19 protein-coding genes are annotated in these 21517 nt (G+C 50.7%); 6 read left to right on the top strand and 13 right to left on the bottom strand.

Features of this window, described 5'->3' with window-relative positions:
- Positions 1-66 precede the first annotated feature (66 nt).
- From H8K27_RS07215 to H8K27_RS07170, 10 genes are all read right to left on the bottom strand, one after another.
- On the bottom strand, positions 67-414 hold the full coding sequence (locus tag H8K27_RS07215) for a PspC domain-containing protein (protein WP_186862476.1): 348 nt from the start codon (positions 412-414) through the stop codon (positions 67-69).
- Positions 415-426: 12 nt separating this feature from the next.
- Complete coding sequence (odhB, locus tag H8K27_RS07210; protein ID WP_186862475.1) at positions 427-1680, bottom strand: 2-oxoglutarate dehydrogenase complex dihydrolipoyllysine-residue succinyltransferase; 1254 nt, start codon at positions 1678-1680, stop codon at positions 427-429.
- Between the two features lie 61 nt (positions 1681-1741).
- Complete coding sequence (locus H8K27_RS07205; RefSeq protein ID WP_186862474.1) at positions 1742-4597, bottom strand: 2-oxoglutarate dehydrogenase E1 component; 2856 nt, start codon at positions 4595-4597, stop codon at positions 1742-1744.
- Between the two features lie 297 nt (positions 4598-4894).
- Positions 4895-6199, bottom strand: a complete 1305-nt coding sequence (gene gltA / locus H8K27_RS07200) for a citrate synthase (protein ID WP_176801989.1) — start codon at positions 6197-6199, stop codon at positions 4895-4897.
- Between the two features lie 64 nt (positions 6200-6263).
- Complete coding sequence (locus tag H8K27_RS07195) at positions 6264-6545, bottom strand: FAD assembly factor SdhE (RefSeq protein WP_186862473.1); 282 nt, start codon at positions 6543-6545, stop codon at positions 6264-6266.
- A 104-nt stretch (positions 6546-6649) separates the two neighbouring features.
- The gene (locus H8K27_RS07190) at positions 6650-7360 is read right to left on the bottom strand and encodes a succinate dehydrogenase iron-sulfur subunit (RefSeq protein ID WP_186862472.1); all 711 of its coding nucleotides are present in this window, start codon (positions 7358-7360) and stop codon (positions 6650-6652) included.
- A gap of 12 nt (positions 7361-7372) precedes the next feature.
- Positions 7373-9148 carry a succinate dehydrogenase flavoprotein subunit gene (sdhA, locus tag H8K27_RS07185; protein WP_186862471.1) on the bottom strand — a complete coding sequence of 592 codons (1776 nt, stop codon included), beginning with the start codon at positions 9146-9148 and terminating at the stop codon, positions 7373-7375.
- Between the two features lie 2 nt (positions 9149-9150).
- The gene (sdhD, locus tag H8K27_RS07180) at positions 9151-9519 is read right to left on the bottom strand and encodes a succinate dehydrogenase, hydrophobic membrane anchor protein (protein ID WP_186862470.1); all 369 of its coding nucleotides are present in this window, start codon (positions 9517-9519) and stop codon (positions 9151-9153) included.
- On the bottom strand, positions 9520-9927 hold the full coding sequence (gene sdhC, locus H8K27_RS07175) for a succinate dehydrogenase, cytochrome b556 subunit (RefSeq protein ID WP_186862469.1): 408 nt from the start codon (positions 9925-9927) through the stop codon (positions 9520-9522).
- Between the two features lie 184 nt (positions 9928-10111).
- Positions 10112-10915, bottom strand: a complete 804-nt coding sequence (locus tag H8K27_RS07170) for a GntR family transcriptional regulator (RefSeq protein WP_186862468.1) — start codon at positions 10913-10915, stop codon at positions 10112-10114.
- Positions 10916-11237: 322 nt separating this feature from the next.
- On the opposite strand from H8K27_RS07170, the gene H8K27_RS07165 reads away from it, so the two are divergent.
- From H8K27_RS07165 to H8K27_RS07145, 5 genes are all read left to right on the top strand, one after another.
- Entirely contained in the window at positions 11238-12227 is a 990-nt protein-coding gene (locus H8K27_RS07165) for a malate dehydrogenase (protein WP_186862467.1), read from the top strand.
- A gap of 67 nt (positions 12228-12294) precedes the next feature.
- A complete protein-coding gene (locus H8K27_RS07160) occupies positions 12295-13281 on the top strand; it encodes an HpcH/HpaI aldolase/citrate lyase family protein (RefSeq protein ID WP_186862466.1) in 987 nt (328 codons plus the stop codon).
- Positions 13278-13751 carry a hypothetical protein gene (locus tag H8K27_RS07155; RefSeq protein ID WP_186862465.1) on the top strand — a complete coding sequence of 158 codons (474 nt, stop codon included), beginning with the start codon at positions 13278-13280 and terminating at the stop codon, positions 13749-13751. The genes H8K27_RS07160 and H8K27_RS07155 overlap by 4 nt, the downstream gene beginning before the upstream one ends.
- A 152-nt stretch (positions 13752-13903) precedes the next feature.
- Entirely contained in the window at positions 13904-16639 is a 2736-nt protein-coding gene (gene acnA / locus H8K27_RS07150; RefSeq protein WP_186862464.1) for an aconitate hydratase AcnA, read from the top strand.
- A gap of 222 nt (positions 16640-16861) precedes the next feature.
- Positions 16862-17065, top strand: a complete 204-nt coding sequence (locus tag H8K27_RS07145; protein ID WP_408058418.1) for a hypothetical protein — start codon at positions 16862-16864, stop codon at positions 17063-17065.
- A 50-nt stretch (positions 17066-17115) separates the two neighbouring features.
- Here H8K27_RS07145 and H8K27_RS07140 read toward each other — a convergent pair whose 3' ends face one another.
- Positions 17116-18306, bottom strand: a complete 1191-nt coding sequence (locus tag H8K27_RS07140) for a cystathionine beta-lyase (RefSeq protein WP_186862463.1) — start codon at positions 18304-18306, stop codon at positions 17116-17118.
- 412 nt (positions 18307-18718) lie between these two features.
- Here H8K27_RS07140 and H8K27_RS07135 point away from each other — a divergent pair, with 412 nt between their 5' ends.
- A complete protein-coding gene (locus H8K27_RS07135) occupies positions 18719-19603 on the top strand; it encodes a type 2 periplasmic-binding domain-containing protein (protein WP_186862462.1) in 885 nt (294 codons plus the stop codon).
- Positions 19604-19632: 29 nt separating this feature from the next.
- Here H8K27_RS07135 and H8K27_RS07130 read toward each other — a convergent pair whose 3' ends face one another.
- Positions 19633-20055, bottom strand: a complete 423-nt coding sequence (locus H8K27_RS07130; protein ID WP_186862461.1) for a hypothetical protein — start codon at positions 20053-20055, stop codon at positions 19633-19635.
- Between the two features lie 35 nt (positions 20056-20090).
- Positions 20091-21473 carry a 30S ribosomal protein S12 methylthiotransferase RimO gene (gene rimO / locus H8K27_RS07125; protein ID WP_186862460.1) on the bottom strand — a complete coding sequence of 461 codons (1383 nt, stop codon included), beginning with the start codon at positions 21471-21473 and terminating at the stop codon, positions 20091-20093.
- Between the last annotated feature and the right edge of the window lie 44 nt (positions 21474-21517).

Genomic DNA, 21517 nt, shown 5'->3' with positions numbered 1-21517 from the left:
TATCCTGTTTCTGATTAATTCTGATGATGCGATGGGAACATCCGCTGACAAAACGTCTATTCCGTCTTATTCCTCTTCCGGAACGAAAATCCACGCCATTACATAGACGACCAGACCTGCCCCGAAATAACAAGTAAAAAGAACGAACAGCAGGCGCCATATCCAGGATTCCAATCCTGTAAATTTCCCCAGGCCGCCACAAATTCCGCCGAGCCAGCAATCAGTGGTGGAACGGCGAAAACGGTTTAACTGCTCCAGCGAACTATCCAGACCTGAATATGCAGCATTATGGGTGGATGAAGCCTCTGTCTCTGCGGACAGAAGCTTCGCCTTGGCTTGCGCGAACTCTGCATCAGTCAGCGCGCCGGCCTGATGCAGTTCGTGCAGACGTCTGATCTCGTCAGCGATGTTCATGATGATGGCTGATTACAGATCCAGCAACAGACGGGCCGGATCTTCGAGCGCGTCTTTCATCGCCACCAGACCGAGGACAGCTTCGCGACCATCGATAATACGGTGATCGTAAGACATCGCCAGGTAGTTCATAGGACGAATCACGATCTGGCCATTCTCGACTACAGCACGGTCTTTCGTCGCATGCACGCCCAGAATCGCTGATTGCGGTGGGTTAATGATCGGTGTGGACAACATGGAGCCGAAAGTGCCGCCGTTAGAAATCGAGAAGGTACCGCCAGTCAGATCTTCGAGTGTCAGCTTACCGTCTTTGGCTTTAGCTCCAAATTCAACGATTTTCTTTTCGATATCAGCGATCGTCATCTGATCTGCATTACGCAGGATAGGAACAACCAATCCGCGTGGTGAGCCCACTGCGATACCGATGTCGAAGTAACCATGATAAACGATGTCATTACCATCAACGGAAGCATTGATGATCGGATATTTCTTCAGTGCTGCAACTGCTGCCTTGACGAAGAAAGACATGAAGCCCAGTTTGACGCCATGTTCCTTTTCAAATTTATCTTTGTACTTGTTGCGCAGTTCCATGACCGGGGCCATGTTAACTTCGTTAAACGTCGTCAGAATAGCATTCGTGGATTGAGACTGCACCAGACGTTCAGCGATACGCGCACGCAAACGGCTCATCGGCACACGCTCTTCAGAGCGATCACCCAGACTGGCCATAGCTGGTGCCGCAACTTGCTGCAAGGCAGGTTTCGCTGCAACCGGCGCCGTCAGCGGTGCTACGGCTGGTACAGCTTTACCAGCCACGGCGGCCAATGCGTCACCTTTGGTCACACGACCATCTTTGCCGGAGCCATCCACCTGACCAGCGGATAAACCGTTTTCTGCCAGAATTTTTGCAGCGGCAGGCATCGCCACGCCAGCAGAAGACTTAGCATCTGCAGAAGCTGCAACCGCAGGAGCGGAAGCAACTGCTGCAGGAGCTGCTGCCGGTGCAGCAACTGCACCAGCTGTCGCCGCTGTATCCAGAATTGCAATCACTTCACCGGCAACCACTGTGCTGCCGTCGCCCTTGATAATCTGGGTAATCACGCCTGCATCCGGTGCAGGCAATTCCAGCACAACCTTATCTGTCTCAACGTCAATCAGGTTTTCGTCACGAGCCACTGCTTCGCCGACTTTTTTATGCCAGGTCAGCAAAGTCGCTTCTGCAACAGATTCAGACAGCTGAGGAACTTTTACTTCGATAATTGCCATTTTTTACTCTCCGTTTCGGGTAGCCAAGTGCTGCATCAGCTTCTGATGCAGCACCGCGTCATTATTTGGTCAGGACAAAGCCCTTCAGTTTGGAAAATGCTGTTTCCAGCAGTGCTTTTTGTTGTGCGTAGTGCTTGTCATAGTACCCGACGGCAGGAGACGCGCTGGCAGGGCGGCCTGCATAAGCGAGTTTCTGACCTTCTTCCAGACTTTCAAAAATATTGTGCTGAATCTGGAACCATGGGCCCTGATTTTGCGGCTCATCCTGCGCCCAGACCAGTTCTGTCATGTTCGGGAATTTCTTCAGTTCCGCGACAAAGCTCTTATGCGGGAATGGGTACAGCTGCTCAACACGAATGATCGCCGTATCCGATTGGCCGCGCTCTTTGCGGGAATTCACCAGATCATAGTAAACCTTGCCGGAGCAGGCGATGACGCGTTTGACCTTTTTCGCATCGATTGTTTCATCAACTTCACCGATCACGGTATGGAAGCTGCCCTTAGCCAGTTCAGATAACGGAGAACCTGCATCCTTGTTACGGAGCAATGACTTCGGTGTCATGATCACCAGTGGCTTACGGAACTGGCGGATCATCTGACGACGCAGCAGATGGAAAATCTGCGATGCCGTGGTTGGCTGAACCACCTGCATATTATTGTCAGCACACAATTGCAGGAAACGCTCAGGACGCGCAGAAGAATGTTCCGGTCCCTGACCCTCATAGCCATGCGGCAGCATCATGACCAGACCACAGGCACGTCCCCATTTTACTTCACCGGAGCTGATGAACTGATCGATCACCACCTGCGCGCCGTTGGCGAAATCGCCGAACTGGGCTTCCCAGATAGTCAGTGTGTTAGGTTCAGCACTGGAATAACCGTATTCAAAAGCCAGAACCGCTTCTTCCGACAGAACCGAGTCAATCACCGTGAAAGGTGCCTGCTTATCAGACACATTTTGCAGCGGAATGTAAGTGCCTGAATCCCAGCGCTCACGATTTTGATCATGCAATACAGCATGACGGTGAACGAAAGTACCGCGACCAGCATCCTGACCAGTAATACGAATTGCATAACCGGAAGCCAGCAACGAAGCAAAAGCCAGATGCTCACCCATACCCCAGTCGAGGTTCATATCGCCGCGGCCCATTGCGGCACGGTCACCCAGAACTTTTTCAACGAGACTGTGCGGCTTGAAACCTTCAGGAACAACAGTAATACGGCTCGCCAGACGCTTCAGTTCTGTAACCGGAACAGCTGTATCTGCAGCATCTGTCCACTTACGATTCAGGAAAGGAATCCAGTCGACGGCATACTTGTTCTTAAAGTTGGAGATCACCGGATCGTGAGTATGCTTACCGGCATCCATTGCATCGCGGTACGCTTTTACCATCTGATCGCCGCCGTCGGCAGGAATTGTTCCCTGCGCAGCGAGTTTGTCCGCATACATCTTGCGGGTGCCTGGATGCTGGCCAATTTTCTTGTACATCAGCGGCTGAGTCAGTGCAGGAGTGTCCTGCTCGTTATGGCCCAGCTTGCGGTAGCAGATGATATCAACAACGATATCCTTTTTGAACTCCATGCGGTAGTCCATCGCGATCTGCGTTGCCAGAACAACCGCTTCCGGATCATCCGCATTGACATGCAGTACCGGGGCCTCAATCATCTTGACCACATCGGAGCAATACAGTGTGGAACGGGAATCGCGAGGATCAGAGGTTGTGAAACCAATCTGGTTATTAATCACGATATGCATCGTGCCACCAGTGCCATAGCCACGTGTCTGCGCCAGATTCAGTGTTTCCATCACGACGCCCTGCCCTGCAAACGCTGCATCGCCGTGCACCAGAATAGGCAGTACCTGAGAACCGTCTTTATCACCACGGCGGTCCATACGAGCTTTCACAGATCCTTCAACAACCGGATTTACGATTTCCAGATGGGATGGATTGAATGCCAGCGACAGGTGGACCGGGCCGCCTGGCGTGGAAACATCCGAGGAGAAGCCCTGATGGTATTTCACGTCACCGGCAGGCAAATCATCACCGTGCTTACCTTCAAATTCAGCAAACAGATCCTGCGGCATCTTACCCAGTGTGTTCACTAACACATTCAGACGGCCGCGGTGTGCCATGCCAATCACGATCTCTTCGACACCACGCTCACCGGCGCGCTGGATGGTTTCGTCCATCGACGCGATGAAGCTCTCCCCGCCTTCCAGAGAAAAGCGCTTCTGACCAACATATTTTGTATGGAGATAGCGCTCAAGTCCTTCAGCGGCTGTCAGACGGTCCAGAATGTGTTTTTTCTTTTCTGCAGAAAAAACTGGCGTGGAACGGATGGATTCCAGTCGCTGCTGCATCCAGCGCTTTTCTGCCGGATCGCTGATATACATGAATTCAGCACCGATCGAACGGCAGTAAGTATCGCGCAAAGAGTTGACGAGATCACGCAGCGAAGCATTCTCAGGGCCAAAATAGGTGTTGCTGATGTTGAACTGAATGTCCATATCTGCATCAGTGAAACCGTAAAAACCGGGATCAAGCTCAGGAATCGCCGGGCGCTCCTGACGTTGCAAAGGATCCAGATTGGCCCAGCGGCTTCCCAGGAAGCGGTATGCCGCGATCAGTTGCTGCGCCGCAACGCGTTTACGCGCCATATCGGCATCTGCTGCTGCGCTGACGGTACGGATAGGGCCTTGTTTTGCACGTTCGGCAAACGAAGCAATGACGGGCGCATGCGCCACGTCTGGCTTAGAAGAGCCATCAACGGCAGGAACGTTTTGCATTGCATCGAAATAGGCACGCCAGTTTTCCGGAACGGAACCTGGGTTATTCAGATACGCTTCATACAATTCTTCAACGTACGGAGCGTTACCGCCAAACAAATAAGAGTTGGCGTTATATTGTTGCATCATCTTGCTCACCTTTCTTCGCGTTTCGCGAGATTAGCGGGTTAATCTAACCTTCCGCGACACGGCCTGACCGGTTAGCGGATTGCACATCAAGTTGTGGGGGAAGGGCTGGTTTCAAACTATTTCCATATCAGAGTCGAACAATACATCAGGAACGATCTACTGTTTGAATCTGAAACGGAAAAACATCTAAAATTTACATTCGAGGCGAAGCATAGCATATTTAGCGAATAAAAAAAGCGGGCCTCAAAGACCCGCTTTTCTCATTTCATCCTCGTTCAAACGACTTGGACAGCGAAATTAACGCTTATCCATCGGAGGAACATCACGCTTTGGCGCACCGACAAACAATTGACGTGGACGACCAATTTTTTGCTCAGGATCAGAAATCATTTCTTTCCATTGTGCGATCCAGCCTACTGTGCGGGCCAGCGCAAAGATACCGGTAAACAAGGCTGTCGGGATACCCAGCGCACGTTGCACGATACCAGAGTAGAAATCTACGTTAGGATAGAGTTTGCGGGAAACAAAGTATTCGTCTTCCAGCGCGATTTTCTCCAATGCCATTGCCAGCTTGAACAATGGATCATCTTGCAGACCCAATTCCTGCAGAACTTCATAGCAGGTTTCACGCATCAGTTTGGCACGTGGATCGTAGTTTTTGTAAACACGGTGACCAAAGCCCATCAGCTTGACGCCGGAATTTTTGTCTTTAACCTGTGCAATAAATGCAGGAATGTTGTCGACGCTGCCGATTTCTTCCAGCATGCTCAGTGCTGCCTCATTTGCACCACCGTGAGCAGGACCCCACAGACATGCAATACCAGCAGCGATACAAGCAAACGGATTCGCACCGGAAGAACCTGCCAGACGCACGGTAGATGTGGATGCATTCTGCTCATGATCTGCATGCAGGATCAGGATGCGATCAAGCGCACGAACCAGAACTTCGTTCACTTTATATTCTTCACATGGTGTGGAGAACATCATGTGCATGAAATTTGCGCTATAGGACAAATCATTACGTGGATAAACAAAAGGCTGGCCGATCGAGTACTTATACGCCATGGCTACCAGCGTAGGCATTTTCGCGATCAGGCGAATCGCCGATACTTCGCGGTGATGCGGGTCGTTAATGTCCAATGAGTCATGGTAGAAAGAAGACAAGGCACCAACAGTACCGACCAGCACTGACATAGGATGCGCATCACGGCGGAAACCACGGAAGAAGAACTGCATCTGCTCATGCACCATTGTATGTTTCGTCACGGTGGATACAAATTTCTCTTTTTCTGCAGCATTTGGCAATTCACCGTTCAGCAACAGATAGCAGGTTTCCAGGAAATCGCCGCCATTGACAGCCAGTTGTTCAATCGGGTAACCACGGTATAACAATTCGCCCTTATCGCCATCAATATAGGTAATGGACGAATTACATGCTGCGGTCGACATGAAGCCCGGATCGTAAGTGAATTTACCTGTCGCACCGTACAATTTGCGGATATCAATCACATCAGGACCAATAGATCCTTTATAGATCGGCATTTCCAAAGATGGGGAACCATCAGAGAACGAGAGGGTTGCTTTTGTTTCAGAATTAGTCATGGCTCTTCCTTCTGGTAAGAGGTGATTTGTTAATCAAAAAAACACAAAAAAAATCGTTTCAAAGTCAGGCAGCGCGCAGACGGGCCAATAATGCATGAACCTGCGGCAGGTCGACCTCCGCAGAAGGCTCCTGTTTTCCCATAATCAGATCCATCAGCAGATTATCGGATAACTCCATCAGGCGACTAAACGCGTCAACCTCCTCGTCCGTCATGAATTGCTCATTGGCGTCCAGAAAACGGGTAAGGATCAGATCATTTTCTAACAATCCGCGTCGTGCGCGCCAACGAAGACGTGCGCGCTTCACTGGGTCACTTTGATGGGAATTTACTGCAAGCTCAGACATAGTTACTTTCTTTTTGATGCTTTCTATTTCATGCAATTCTTTAGAAAAACTGCATGAAATAGAAGCGGCACAAGAGCTGTGCCGCCTCCGGGGCAAGACCGTGATTACACGGCCCGGCGCACCATCAATTCCTTGATTTTGCCGATAGCACGTGTCGGATTCAGTCCTTTAGGACAAACGTCCACGCAATTCATGATTGTATGGCAACGGAACAGGCGATACGGATCTTCCAGATTATCCAGACGATCTCCTGTTGCCTGATCACGGGAATCCGCAATAAAGCGATACGCTTGCAGAAGCCCCGCCGGACCAACGAACTTGTCCGGATTCCACCAGAAAGATGGGCAGGATGTCGAACAGCAGGCGCACAGAATGCACTCGTACAGGCCATCCAGCTCCTCGCGCTGCTCAGGAGATTGCAGACGTTCCTTCTCTGGAGGAATTTCATCATTCATCAGATACGGCTTGATCGAATGATATTGCTTGAAGAACTGAGTCATATCCACGATCAGATCACGGATAACAGGTAAACCCGGTAACGGACGCAAGACGATAGGTTCGGTCAGCTCATTCAGATTAGTCGTGCAAGCCAGGCCATTTTTACCATTGATATTCATGGCGTCAGAACCGCAGACACCTTCACGGCAAGAGCGGCGCAGCGCCAGAGAATCATCAACATCTGCCTTAATACGCTGCAATGCGTCCAGCAGCATTTTATCGGTGTCTTGCAATTCAACCGCCAGGTCTTGCATGTAAGGCTTAGCATCCTTATCCGGATCGTAGCGATAAATTTTAAATTTCAGTGTACGTGCCATATCAATATCTCTTTAGAATGTACGAGCTTTAGGCTTGAAGGTCTCTACAGTCAACGGTTTGGTATTGACTGGTTTGTAATCGAGGCGATTGGCTTCCGAGTACCAGAGTGTGTGCTTCATCCAGTTATCGTCGTCACGTTTTTCGTAATCACGATGAGCATGTGCGCCACGGGATTCTTTACGTGCCGCAGCAGAAATAATGGTTGCCTTGGCTGTCTCAATCAGGTTATCGAGTTCCAGCGCCTCAACACGGGCTGTATTGAAAACTTTGGATTTGTCTTTAAACGAGACATGCTTACGACGCTCGTCCAGTACCATGATTTCTTTCACGCCTTCCTGCAGCAACTCATCGGTACGGAAAACGCCGCAATGGTATTGCATAGTTTTGCGGATAGCATTTGCCACATCCTGAACGCGCTCACTACCATTCGATGTTTCCAGCTTAGACAAACGGGACATCGCAACATCCGCCGCATCAGCAGGCAATGGTTTGTGCTCTCTGTTCTTGAGGTGCGTCGCAACGATGTGATTACCGGCAGCGCGGCCGAACACCACCAGATCCAGCAGCGAGTTCGTGCCGAGACGGTTCGCACCATGCACGGACACACAGGCGCACTCGCCAATTGCATACATGCCATTAACAATTTCACTGGAACCATTTTTCGGCGCCACAACCTGCCCGTGAATATTGGTCGGAATACCGCCCATCTGGTAGTGGATCGTCGGCACAACCGGAATTGGCTCTTTAGTTGCATCAACGTTAGCAAATTTATGACCGATCTCGAGAATCGATGGCAAACGTTTCATAATGGTCTCAGCACCGATATGGCGCAGATCCAGCAGAACGTGATCTTTATTCGGACCACAGCCGCGACCTTCTTTAATTTCCTGATCCATGGAGCGGGAAACGAAATCGCGTGGCGCCAGATCCTTCAGAGTCGGTGCATAACGCTCCATGAAACGCTCACCCTGACTATTAATCAGAATCCCGCCTTCACCACGCACACCCTCAGTAATCAGCACGCCAGCACCGGCAACGCCGGTTGGGTGGAACTGCCAGAACTCCATATCCTGCAACGGCAAGCCGGCACGCGCCGCCATACCCATACCGTCACCAGTATTAATAAACGCATTGGTGGAAGCAGCAAAAATACGGCCGGCACCACCTGTAGCGAACAAGGTAGTTTTCGCCTGCAAAATCATCACTTCGCCGGTTTCCATTTCCAGTGCCACGACACCGAGAATATCGCCATCCTGATCGCGGATCAGATCAATTGCCATCCACTCGACAAAGAACTGCGTACGTGCACGTACATTGCGCTGGTACAGCGTATGCAGCAATGCATGTCCGGTACGATCTGCAGCAGCACAAGCACGCTGAACCGGCTTCTCACCGAAATTTGCAGTATGGCCGCCAAATGGACGCTGATAGATTGTTCCATCGGCATTGCGGTCAAAAGGCATACCAAAATGCTCCAGCTCGTAAACCACCTTAGGAGCTTCACGGCACATGAATTCAATCGCATCCTGATCGCCCAGATAGTCGCCACCCTTGACGGTGTCGAACATATGCCAGTACCAGTTATCTTCAGACATATTTCCCAGCGATGCGCCGATACCACCCTGAGCAGCAACCGTATGGGAACGTGTAGGAAATACTTTTGACAATACCGCGACGTTCAGGCCGGCTTCAGCCAGTTGCAACGAAGCGCGCATACCGGAACCACCAGCACCGATAATCACCGCATCAAAACGACGGGTAGGAATTGTGGATTTAATCGCAGCCACTTTTACACTCTCCACAAAATCTGTGCTGCATAACCAGCACTAGCGATCAGCCACAAAATGGTGGCAACCTGAAATACCAGACGCACAAACACGTTGTGCGTTACATAATCCATCCAGACATCACGCATACCTACCCAGGCGTGATACAGCAAGCACAGAACAACAGAAAACGTTGCCAGCTTAAACCATTGGTGAGCGAAAATTCCGGCCCAGCCTTCATAAGTGAAATTACTGCCCGTCAAAAACATCACCAGCAGCAAAACTGTGTATAAGGCCATCACAATCGCCGTGACACGTTGCGCCAGCCAGTCACGCAGTCCGTAATGAGCGCCAACGACTAGACGCTTGGGGCCAATATTGTTATTTGCCATTTAAAATACTCCAAACAATTTCAAGCCAATCAAAGCAGCCAAAGTCAGGCTTACCGCCAGTACACCAACTGCCGATTTACGTGCTGTATGCTTATCCAGGCCATAGTGAAGATCCATAAACAGATGACGGACACCTGCACTGAAGTGATGCAGATAAGCCCATGCCAGCGCGAGAATGACCAGCTTGACGAATACACCCGACGTCAGCGCCTTCAGTTCGGCAAACGAGACTTCCGATGTCAGGCTCTTATCCAGCAAAAACAGGATAAATGGCAACAAGAGGAACATCAACATACCGCTGATGCGGTGCAGTATCGACACGAACCCCGCCAGAGGCAACCGGTAGCCGGTCGCATCTATCAGGCGCATCACACCATAGCGTGGCCTGCTCTTCACTACTTCAGACATAAATAATCTCCCCATTAACTAGTCTGTTCAAAAATCCTGCAATTTTCGCTCATTTTGGTGCGACGCACCAACAAAAATGCACGCCTTTTGCAAAATACGCCTATCTTAATACCAATCCGGAATATACGCAGAGCATTACCAGGCAATTCCGCAGTCCCTCTCAAAGGGATTACAAGTCCTTGACTCAACTCAATTCATTTCGATAATGATGCTGCGACGTCAGATACAAGCCGCGACGCAATTCAACCGGCTTATCGCCATAAGTGAAAGAAACCCGCTCCACATTCAGCAGAGGAGTCCCCTTTTCGATCTGCAACAACTGAGCAACCGTTTCATCCGCGCAGATGGCCCGAATCTGCTCAGAGGCACGAATCATGTGCGTTCCGAATTCAGTCTCAAACAGGCCATACATTGGCCCCTTGTATTCATTCAGCCTTTCCGCCGTCAACCCTTTAAAAATCGAACCAGGCAGCCAGAGATCATCCAAAATGGTCGGTACGCCGGAAAATGACTGCACGCGGCGAATAAAAACGACCGAATCACCCGACTTAATCTCCAGCAGACGCGCCACCTCCGCCGGCGCACGCAAACGACGCACCTCGATAATCCTGTTTTCCGGATAGTGCGGCACACCCTCATCCGGCGCCAGCCGCAAAAAACGGAATTGCGCCCTCGCCTCGTGATGCGTCGCAACAAAGGTTCCCTTACCCTGGCGGCGAACCACAAGATTTTCCGCCGACAACTCATCGATGGCTTTACGCACCGTTCCCTGACTGACCTTAAACCGGCTGGCCAACTCCATCTCGCTAGGGATCAGCTCACCCGGCTTCCACTCGCCCGATTGAAGACTCTGGGTGATCAGTGATTTAATCTGCTGATACAAAGGACTGAATGTCGGGGAAGCGCCAGCAACGGAAGCCGCAACACCGGAGCCGGAACTCATGGCGCTTGCAGGGTAAAGATTGGCATTTGGCGTGATAGAAGTCATAGGCTGCAATTTCACCACAAAAACACCCGCGTCGTCCACAACAAACTGCTAACTGATATGTCTTATATAAGACATAAGATAGTCATTGACACGCGACAGGACAACACCTAAACTCCCGTACGAACAAAACCGGTTGTAAAACAAGACTGATTTTTACACCCATCGAGCAATATAGTCCGAACCTCTGCAATGTAAAGCCCGAACGCATAGATTCATGCAAATTTGGCTGACTGCATGTACTTTCGGCAGTATCATAAGCGTTTATCCGTTGCCGCCATTCATAGCGACAACACTGTTTTTCATACCACTTCGGAGATGCACCATGGCGAAATCCCCTATGCGCGTTGCAGTAACTGGCGCTGCCGGCCAAATCGGCTATTCCCTTCTGTTCCGTATCGCTAACGGCGACATGCTTGGCAAAGATCAGCCAGTTGTTCTGCAATTGCTGGAAATCCCTGACGAAAAAGCACAAAAAGCGCTCAAAGGCGTCATGATGGAAATTGATGATTGCGCATTCCCGCTGCTGGCTGGCATGACTGCACACAGCGACCCGATGACTGCATTCAAAGATATCGACGTTGCCCTGCTGGTTGGCGCACGTCCACGCGGCCCAGGCATGGAACGTAAAGATCTGCTGGAAGCCAATGCGCAGATTTTCACCGTTCAGGGCAAAGCACTCGACGCAGTTGCATCCCGCAACGTCAAAGTTCTGGTAGTTGGCAATCCAGCTAACACCAATGCTTACATCGCGATGAAATCCGCACCGAATCTGCCTGCGAAAAACTTCACTGCCATGCTGCGCCTGGATCACAACCGCGCATTGTCTCAAGTTGCTGCAAAAATCGGTAAGCCAGTTGCTGCGATTGAAAAACTCTGCGTATGGGGCAACCACTCGCCAACAATGTACGCCGACTACCGTTTTGCAACTGCTGATGGCGCATCCGTTAAAGATCTGATCAACGATCAGGTCTGGAACAAAGACGTCTTCCTGCCAACAGTCGGCAAGCGCGGTGCGGCAATTATCGAAGCACGCGGCCTGTCTTCCGCAGCATCTGCCGCGAACGCAGCAATCGACCACGTCCGCGACTGGGTACTCGGCACGAACGGCAAATGGACTACGATGGGCATTCCTTCCGATGGCTCTTACGGCATCCCTGAAGGCACGATGTTCGGCTTCCCCGTGACTACCGAAAACGGCGAATACAAAATCGTCCAAGGTCTGGAAATTGACGAATTTTCCCGTGAGCGCATCAACATCACTCTCAAAGAACTGCAAGAAGAGCGTGATGGCGTTAAGCATCTGGTAGGCTGATCTGCCATTCAGAACAGAATCCGTCTGCACGGATTCTGTTCTTTCTATTTTCCATCATTCCAGACTGATGCATCCTTCCCAAGCCTTATTTCAGGATCACATCCAACCGGTACTGCTGCCGGTATGCGACCATTATGCAGGCTCAGAAAAATTGATGCGCAAGTCAATGCAGTTGCAGGAACAACTGGGTCCACTGTTTGATATCACGTTTGATTGCGAAGACGGCGCGGCCAGCGGCAACGAAGCGCAACATGCCAGATTAGTAGCAGAACTGATCAACAGCGAGCATAACCGCCACCGGCGCATAGGCGTACGGGTCCACGATCTGCGGCATCCCGCCTTTGAACAAGACTTATCACTGATACTCCCTGCAGCGGCCGAACGCCTGGCGTATCTTGTTTTACCTAAAATTGATACGGCAGATCAAATCCGCAAAGCACTTCAACGAATTAATTTTTATGCTGAAATGGGTGGACGGAAAAACCTTCCGGTTCACGTCCTTATAGAGAGTCATGAAGCACTGGCAGACGTTATGGCGATCGCAGCTATTCCGCAAGTGGAATGTCTGTCCTTTGGCATCATGGATTTTGTTTCCGCACACTTTGGCGCAATTCCGGCACAGGCAATGCGCTCACCGGGACAATTTCAACACCCGCTGATCGTACGGGCAAAAGCGAAGATTGCTGCTGCCTGCCATCGCTACGGTAAAGTTCCCTCGCATAATGTCACCACAGAAATCGCTGATCGCAACGTCGCAAGGCAAGATGCCCAACGCGCCAGGGATGAGTTGGGTTATACGCGTATGTGGAGTATCCATCCCAATCAGATTACGGATATCATCGCTGTGATGGCACCGGGTCAGGATGAGATCATGACCGCAGCCCAGATTCTGAAATCGGCGCAGGACAATCAATGGGGTCCCATACAATTTAACGGCCATTTACACGATCGGGCGAGTTATCGTTATTACTGGACAATTTTAAAACGCGCCAAAATGAGCGCAATCACCTTGCCGCCGCTGGCGCAGGAAATCCTGGAAGGAGACCACACATGAAAACATTCATCATCCGCATTGCCGGCCTCTTGGTTGCCGGCGCCGCACTTTGCGCCCCCTTTGCGGCACAGGCTGAAGCACTGCAAGGCAAAGTGAAAGCCAAACAATCACGGCATGCCGCTACTGTAGTCAAAGATGAGGACGAAGCAGAACCGGATATCCACCTTTCCAAAAATTTCGACTATCAGTGCGAACTTGGAAATTCGATCACCATGTACACCAATCAGGATGATCCTCAGCACATGGCCATGCGCTGGAAAAAGCGCCTGTATCGTTTGACCCGCGTGGAAACCACGACTGGCGCCAGCCGTTTTGAGAATCCTAAAGCAGGCTTCGTCTGGATCGGCATTCCGGCAAAAGGATTGTTGCTGGATTCCCATAAAGGTCAGCAACTCGCCAATGAATGCAAGACAGCCGAACCTGTATTGGCGGAAGTCAATGCAGCAGAGGCAGCCACACAAGCCAAATAACAAGGTGCGGTGCAAGTAAATGATCGTTCACCGAAGAGTTTCGCCGCATCGTGAAGATTTATTCCCATCATTTCAGCGTATTGCAAATGTTGAAAAAGGGAAAAGCAGCAAGCATGTTTTTGATCGTTGATTTTTGTAAATAAGGAACAGCCATGAGCCAAAATGCGTACCAAGATGCATTCAAAACCCTGAAAGATTTTAAGATTTCAGACACGAAGAAAGGCAAGTTCTTCTCTTTGCCAGCACTGGAAAAGAATCTGGGCGTGAAAATCTCCCGCTTGCCAGTTTCTATCCGCGTGGTTCTGGAATCTGTTCTGCGCAACTGTGACGGTAAAAAAGTTACCGAAGAACACGTTAAGCAATTAGCGAACTGGGGTGCAACGGCCTCCCGCGTTGACGAGATTCCTTTCGTCGTTTCCCGTGTTGTATTGCAGGATTTTACTGGCGTTCCTTTGCTGGCAGATTTGGCAGCAATGCGTAACGTCGCGGCAAAACAGGGTAAAAACCCAAAAAATATTGAGCCACTGGTTCCAGTTGATCTGGTCGTTGACCACTCTGTACAGATCGATCACTTCCGCGAAAAGAAAGCGCTGGATCTGAACATGAAACTGGAGTTCTCCCGTAACAATGAACGTTATCAGTTCATGAAATGGGGTATGCAGGCATTCGACACCTTCGGCGTGGTTCCTCCGGGCTTCGGTATCGTTCACCAGGTCAATCTGGAATACCTGGCACGCGGCGTACACAAGATCAAAGACGCAAAGAAAAACGAAGTCTACTACCCTGACACACTGGTTGGCACCGACTCTCACACCACCATGATCAACGGCATCGGCGTAGTCGGTTGGGGCGTTGGCGGTATCGAGGCGGAAGCCGGTATGCTGGGCCAGCCAGTATATTTCCTGACACCTGACGTAGTCGGCGTCAACCTGACTGGCGCATTGCGTGAAGGCGTGACTGCAACCGATCTGGTACTGACCATCACTGAAATGCTGCGCAAGGCAAAAGTAGTCGGCAAATTCGTTGAATTCTTCGGCGAAGGCACACGCTCTCTGTCCCTGACAGACCGTGCAACCATCGCGAACATGGCGCCGGAATACGGCGCAACCATGGGCTTCTTCCCGGTTGACGAAGCAACCATTGACTACTTCAAAGGTACAGGCCGCACCAAGGCAGAAATCGACGCATTCGAAGGCTACTTCAAAGCCCAGAAAATGTTCGGCATTCCGAAAAAAGGCGACATCGACTACACCACTGAACTGAGCCTGGATCTGTCTACGGTTGCCCCATCGCTGGCCGGCCCTAAACGCCCACAGGACCGTATTGAAATCGGTAATGTTAAATCTACTTTCGCCGACCTGTTCTCCAAGCCGGTGGCTGAAAATGGTTTCAACAAAAACGCTGACGATCTGAATAAAGAGTACACCAATGCAGACGGCGTCAAAGTCAAAAACGGTGATGTTCTGATCGCTGCCATTACATCCTGCACCAACACATCCAACCCTAGCGTTTTGCTGGCCGCTGGATTGCTGGCGAAAAAAGCAGTTGAAGCTGGTCTGAAAGTACCTACCCATATCAAAACATCGCTGGCGCCTGGCTCCCGCGTGGTCACCAAGTATCTGGAAGCGGCTGGTCTGTTGCCATACCTGGAAAAACTGGGCTTCGGCGTCACAGCTTATGGCTGCACAACCTGTATCGGCAACGCTGGTGATCTGACACCGGCAATGAACGAAGCGATTGTTGCGAACGACATTGTTGCAGCGGCAGTCTTGTCCGGTAACCGTAACTTTGAGGCGCGGATTCACCCGAACATCCGTTCCAATTTCCTGGCGTCCCCACCGCTGGTCGTTGCTTACGCAATCGCTGGCAATGTCACCAAGGATCTGATGACTGAGCCTGTTGGCACAGTTAAGGGCAAAGATATTTATCTGGGCGACATCTGGCCAAGCAGCGAAGAAATCAACAAGCTGATGAAATTCGCGATGAACTCCAAAACGTTCAAAGAGAATTATGCCGATGTCAAAGGTGCGCCAGGCAAACTGTGGGAAAACATCAAAGGCGTGGCAGAAGGCGAAGTCTACAACTGGCCAACTTCCACCTACATTGCTGAGCCACCATTCTTTGCTGACTTTACCATGGAGCCAAAAGCTGCAGCGACCGGCATTACTGGCGCGCGTGCACTCGGCGTATTCGGCGACTCCATCACGACAGATCACATCTCTCCAGCTGGTTCGATCAAAGAATCCAGTCCTGCGGGTAAATGGCTGAAAGAAAACGGCGTTCTGAAAGCGGACTTCAACTCTTACGGTTCCCGTCGTGGTAACCACGAGATCATGATGCGCGGTACATTTGCTAACGTGCGCATCAAAAACCTCATGATCCCTGCACGTGAAGATGGCTCCCGCGTTGAAGGCGGCGAAACACTGTTCCAGCCAACCGGCGAACAGATGTCCATCTACGACGCAGCAATGAAATATGTCGCAGACGGCACACCAACCATGATTTTTGGTGGTGAAGAGTACGGCACAGGATCATCCCGTGACTGGGCAGCAAAAGGTACGCAACTGCTGGGCGTCAAAGCGGTTATTGCACGTTCTTTTGAGCGTATCCACCGCTCTAACCTGGTAGGTATGGGCGTATTGCCACTGCAATTCCTGGCTGGTGATAGTGTCGACTCCCTGGGCATTACAGGCAACGAGTCTTTCGACCTGAAAGGTATCGAAAACGATATCAAGCCACAACAGGAAGTGACTCTGGTGATCCACCGTGCCAACGGTGAAACGAAGGAGGTCAAAGTGCTGTTGCGCATCGATACCCCAATCGAAGTGGATTACTACAAGCACGGCGGCATCCTGCCATTCGTTCTGCGTCAATTGCTGGCAGCCTGATTACCCCCCATTCCCTGAAACGGGAATGGGAAGTCAGTCAAAAACGATCTCTGCGGAGATCGTTTTTTTTTGTAAATCCGATGTTTTTTGGCAGCACATTTCTTCGTCCTGAAAAAATGCAAGGAAGGTGTAAGCGAGGCAGCATAAGCTGAACTCATCACGACAGCGCCAGAGTTGTTTTCCTTCCCGGCTGTCGTCAATCTTTCATTTATTCAGGAGACAATGATGTGGAAAATTCTGGTGGGCTTTATCGTATTCGCTGCTGCGGCACTGTTTTTTATTTTCAAAGCAGGCGATAAAGTCGATATGCAAGGTGAAACCGGTGGCCACAATCAGACTGAAGTGCATTCCTCCGCACCTGCGAGCACAACAGCAGACACGGCAGCGCCGGCACCAGCCAGTGATGCAGCAGCAGGCAGCAAGTAAGTTTTACCCTCCCCTCGATCACGCAATTCAGCCGGCTGGCGCGCTTCCTGTCAGCCGGTTTTTTTCATCCTGTCCAGCGCCTGCTCAATGTCTGCAATCAAGTCTTCAGTTTCTTCCAGTCCTATATTGAAACGAACCAGGTTACCCTGCTCTTCCCACTGAGAACGCATCTGCCGGATACGGTAAGGAACGCACAGGCTATGCGCCCCACCCCAGCTGAATCCAATCTTAAACAAATGCAGGCTCTCGACAAAGCAATCCGTCTGCGCTTCGCTCAGTGCAGGATTAAATAACACCGAAAATAAACCGCCTGCGCCTGTGAAGTCACGTTTCCAGATATCGTGCCCCGGACAATCAGGCAATGCAGGATGCAGCACTTTATGAATTTCCGGACGCGCACTCAGCCAGCGGGCAATCTCTGTGGCACTTCTGTCATGCGCTTCGAAGCGGAGTTTCAGTGTCGGCAAATTACGTAAAATCAGATAGACATCATCCATGCCGACGCCCATTCCCAAGCGCATATGCGCCATTTGCAATCGCTGATTCAAATCTTTGTCACGGGTAATCAACGCCCCCATCAACACATCTGACCCACCGCTCTGGTACTTGGTCAATGCCTGCATGCTGATATCCACCCCATGCTGAAATGCCTGAAACGCGATCCCGCCTGACCAGGTATTATCCAGAGCCACCAGCACTCCACGCGCATGCGCAGCAGCACAGATAGCAGGAATATCCGGCACCTCCATTGATACCGAACCCGGCGCCTCTGTCCAGATCAGCCTGGTGTTTTCCTGAATGAGTCCGGCAATGTCCGCGCCAATGAGCGGGGGATAAAAACGGACGCTGACGCCGAAATTCTGACTGAGCCAGAGGGCCAGTTCCCGGTTCGGACCATAGACATTATCGGGAATCAGCACATCGTCACCACTGCTCAGCAGTGCCATATCCACCAACATGATTGCGGCCAGGCCGCTCGGCGCCAGCAGACAATGTTGTCCACCCTCAATCGCTGCCAGCCGCGCTTCCAGCGTAAAACTGGTTGGCGTGCCATGCAGACCATAGGTATATGCCGATTTGTCCTGCCAGTTTCTGGCGCGCATGGCAGCCACACTGTCGAACAAAACCGTAGAAGCATGGTGAATTGCCTCAGGAAATGCCGAAAAACCTGCCGGTGCCGTGTATGGATGATGCAACAGGCCAGTAGTTAAGCCTGGTAGTTTCTTTGATTCACCGTTCATCCTGATCCCTCGCTGCAATTACATTAAAAATGATTACACAAACAGAACGCCAACATACTCCCCCCAGTATATATTTTCCACCCAATATTCATTAGGACATTCAGTCATTTCATGAAAAATAATGGGGGAGTATATATTTAATTTATATTTTCACTCTGCTCCGGCTTGCCCCGATGTCACGAACAGGTCAAACGCACGCGCTAACATCCTCTGGCATCCAAACACAAAGGTGAAATTCGCTGAACATCAGATAACAAGCAAATGCCCCAGGCCATCTGAATTTTGATACCTTATAGAAAGTAACTCTGCTGCTTATGCAAAAATCAGAATGATTACGCACATCAGCAACTGAAAATAAAGTCTGTTCTTCCAAGTCTCAGACTGATACCCCGGCACACCACTTTATCGACCCATGAGTTTTATCATTCATTGCATCTGCGCCGGACTCCTTGCCACCTTTTTATCCGGCATAACAAATGCGTCGGCTGAAATAACCCGGATCGTTTATTCCCGGGGCGAAGTCGCGAACGATACACGCTACCGGGACGTGATCGAAATTCTGCATACCGCGCTGGAAAAAACACGTCCTCAATGGGGAGATTATACTTGCATGCCGAGCACATTGATGATGCCGGGAAAACGGCTGTTACGCGAACTGGCCCTGCCTGAACATAGCATCAACGTCGCCTGGCATCCTACGTCAAAAGAGATGGAGCAGCGTTTCAGCGCAATCCGCATCCCGCTGCGCAAAGGTATTCTGGGATACCGGGTGGCATTCATTCAGCAGAAGCAGCAAAGCCGAATAGATCAGATCAATACTGCCGAAGATTTAAAGAAACTGCGCTTCGGCCAGGGCTCAGGCTGGAGCGACAATGCCATTTATGAAGCACATGGCATTTCTGTGGTGCAAGGACAATATACGCAATTGTTTAAAATGCTGGCAGCAGACCGTTTTGACCTGTTTCCGCGTGGAGTCGGGGAAATTCTGGCTGAATATCAGCAGCATCAGGCTGATAATCCAGAGCTGGTCATCGAGAAAAACCTGCTGATTTATTACCCGTTTCCCTACTATTTCTTCTTCAATAAAGAAGACCGGGCAATCAAAGACCGAATCGAGGCAGGTTTACGAATAATGAAAAAAGACGGCAGCTTCGATACCATTTTCAAAAAATACCATCAGCAAGCGATCGAAAAACTGAATCTGAAATCCCGCCGCATTATCCGCCTGAGCAATCCGAATCTGCCTCCGGAAACACCATTGAGCGATAGCAGCCTCTGGTATGTGCCTGAAAAATAGCTCGCAGCCCTCAGCAGTAAAAGTTCAGGTTATTTTTTCGCCGGCTGCAGCCCAGACACAGAAATCAGATGCAATTCAAAATGGCGCTGCACACGTTCATCTGCAGAAAGCCAGACCCCGCGGATAACGCCATCCTGCAGCTCACCATCCCATTGGCCCGATACCTCTTTACCGTCATCAGACTCTTCCATACTCAGACGATTGCCGCTCACCTCTCCCGCCAGCAAAACTGGCTTACCGGACAAATGCTGCGCCTTATGAGGCTGCACGCGATAATGACCTTCAACACTGTCCACATCTTCTGTTTTTGGTCGCAAATACATCAGGACAGGGACGTCGCCCAGATAACCGCGCAATTTCAGAGGGTGAGAAAATACCGGATTACCGGGAACATTTTCCGGTTGCTGCGCTGAGGCCACAGCAGCGAGCAACAGCAATAGCAGAGCGGTCATGCATCGCATGACCGAACGAAACACAGGTAATCGCATCAGACTGCTTCACCCCATAAGTCATGGGCATCGGCAGCCGTAATCCGGACATCAATAAATTCGCCAACCTTCAGTTTGCGATGTGGCTCAAAAGGTGGTTTGACGTATACCACGCCGTCGATTTCAGGAGCATCAGCCGATGTCCGGCCAACTCCGCCGCTGCGGTCGAGCGCGTCAATCAATACACGCAATGTCTTTCCTACCTTTGCCTGCAGGCGTTGTTTGGAAATATCTTCCTGCAACTCCATCACGCGGCGGCGGCGATCTTCGCGCACTTCATCCGGCAACTGATTGTCGATTTCATTCGCTGTAGCACCTTCCACCGGAGAATAAGCAAAACAGCCGAGACGATCAATCTGAGCCTCTTTCAGAAAATCCAGCAGATACTGGAATTCCTCCTCTGTCTCGCCGGGAAACCCTGCAATAAACGTCGAGCGTATCGTGATTTCAGGACACATCTCACGCCAGGCCTGAATACGTTCAATATTTTTTTCACCATTTGCCGGACGCTTCATGCGCTTCAAGACATCAGGATGCGCGTGTTGCAAGGGCACATCCAGATAAGGCAGGACATGGCCATTGTTCATGAATGGAATAATCTGATCGACATGCGGATATGGATAAACATAATGCAGCCGAACCCAGGCGTCGTATTGTTTTGCCAGATCGCCGAGCGCCTCGACCAGTTGCGTCATATGGGTTTTAACAGGCTTGCCATTCCAGAAGCCGGTACGGAATTTGACATCCACACCATAGGCGCTGGTATCCTGAGAAATCACCAGCAATTCTTTCACACCGGCCTTGAACAGATTTTCCGCCTCCAGCATCACATCAGCAATCGGGCGGGAAACCAGGTCGCCGCGCATAGAAGGAATAATGCAGAAACTGCAACGATGATTACAACCTTCTGAAATCTTCAGGTAGGCGTAATGTTTTGGCGTCAGCTTAACCCCTTGCGCCGGCACCAGATCAATGAAGGGCTCATGCGGTTTCGGCAAATGCTTGTGCACTGCATCCATCACCTCCCCCAGTGCATGCGGGCCAGTTACTTCCAGCACTTTGGGGTGAATGCTCTGAATCATGTCATTACCATCAGCGTCTTTTTTGGCACCCAGGCAACCGGTCACAATTACCTTGCCATTTTCAGCGAGTGCTTCGCCAATAGCATCCAAGGACTCCTGTACCGCCGCATCGATAAAACCACAGGTATTCACAATCACCAGATCGGCGCCATCATAAGATTTGGCGGTATCGTAGCCCTCGGCACGCAACTGGGTAAGAATTTGTTCGGAGTCCACCAATGCTTTGGGGCAGCCGAGACTGACGAACCCCACTTTAGGATTGGACGGAGATTCCTGACGACGGATTTCAGTAATAGACATAGCAAAAACAAAAAGAGGTACAAAAACGAAGCCGTTATTGTACC

This window comes from Cognatundibacterium griseum (assembly GCF_014284195.1).
Lineage (GTDB): Bacteria > Pseudomonadota > Gammaproteobacteria > Burkholderiales > Burkholderiaceae_D > Undibacterium > Undibacterium griseum.
Note: the sequence above shows the minus strand (reverse complement) of the source record. Positions and strands in the feature narration are given on the sequence as shown.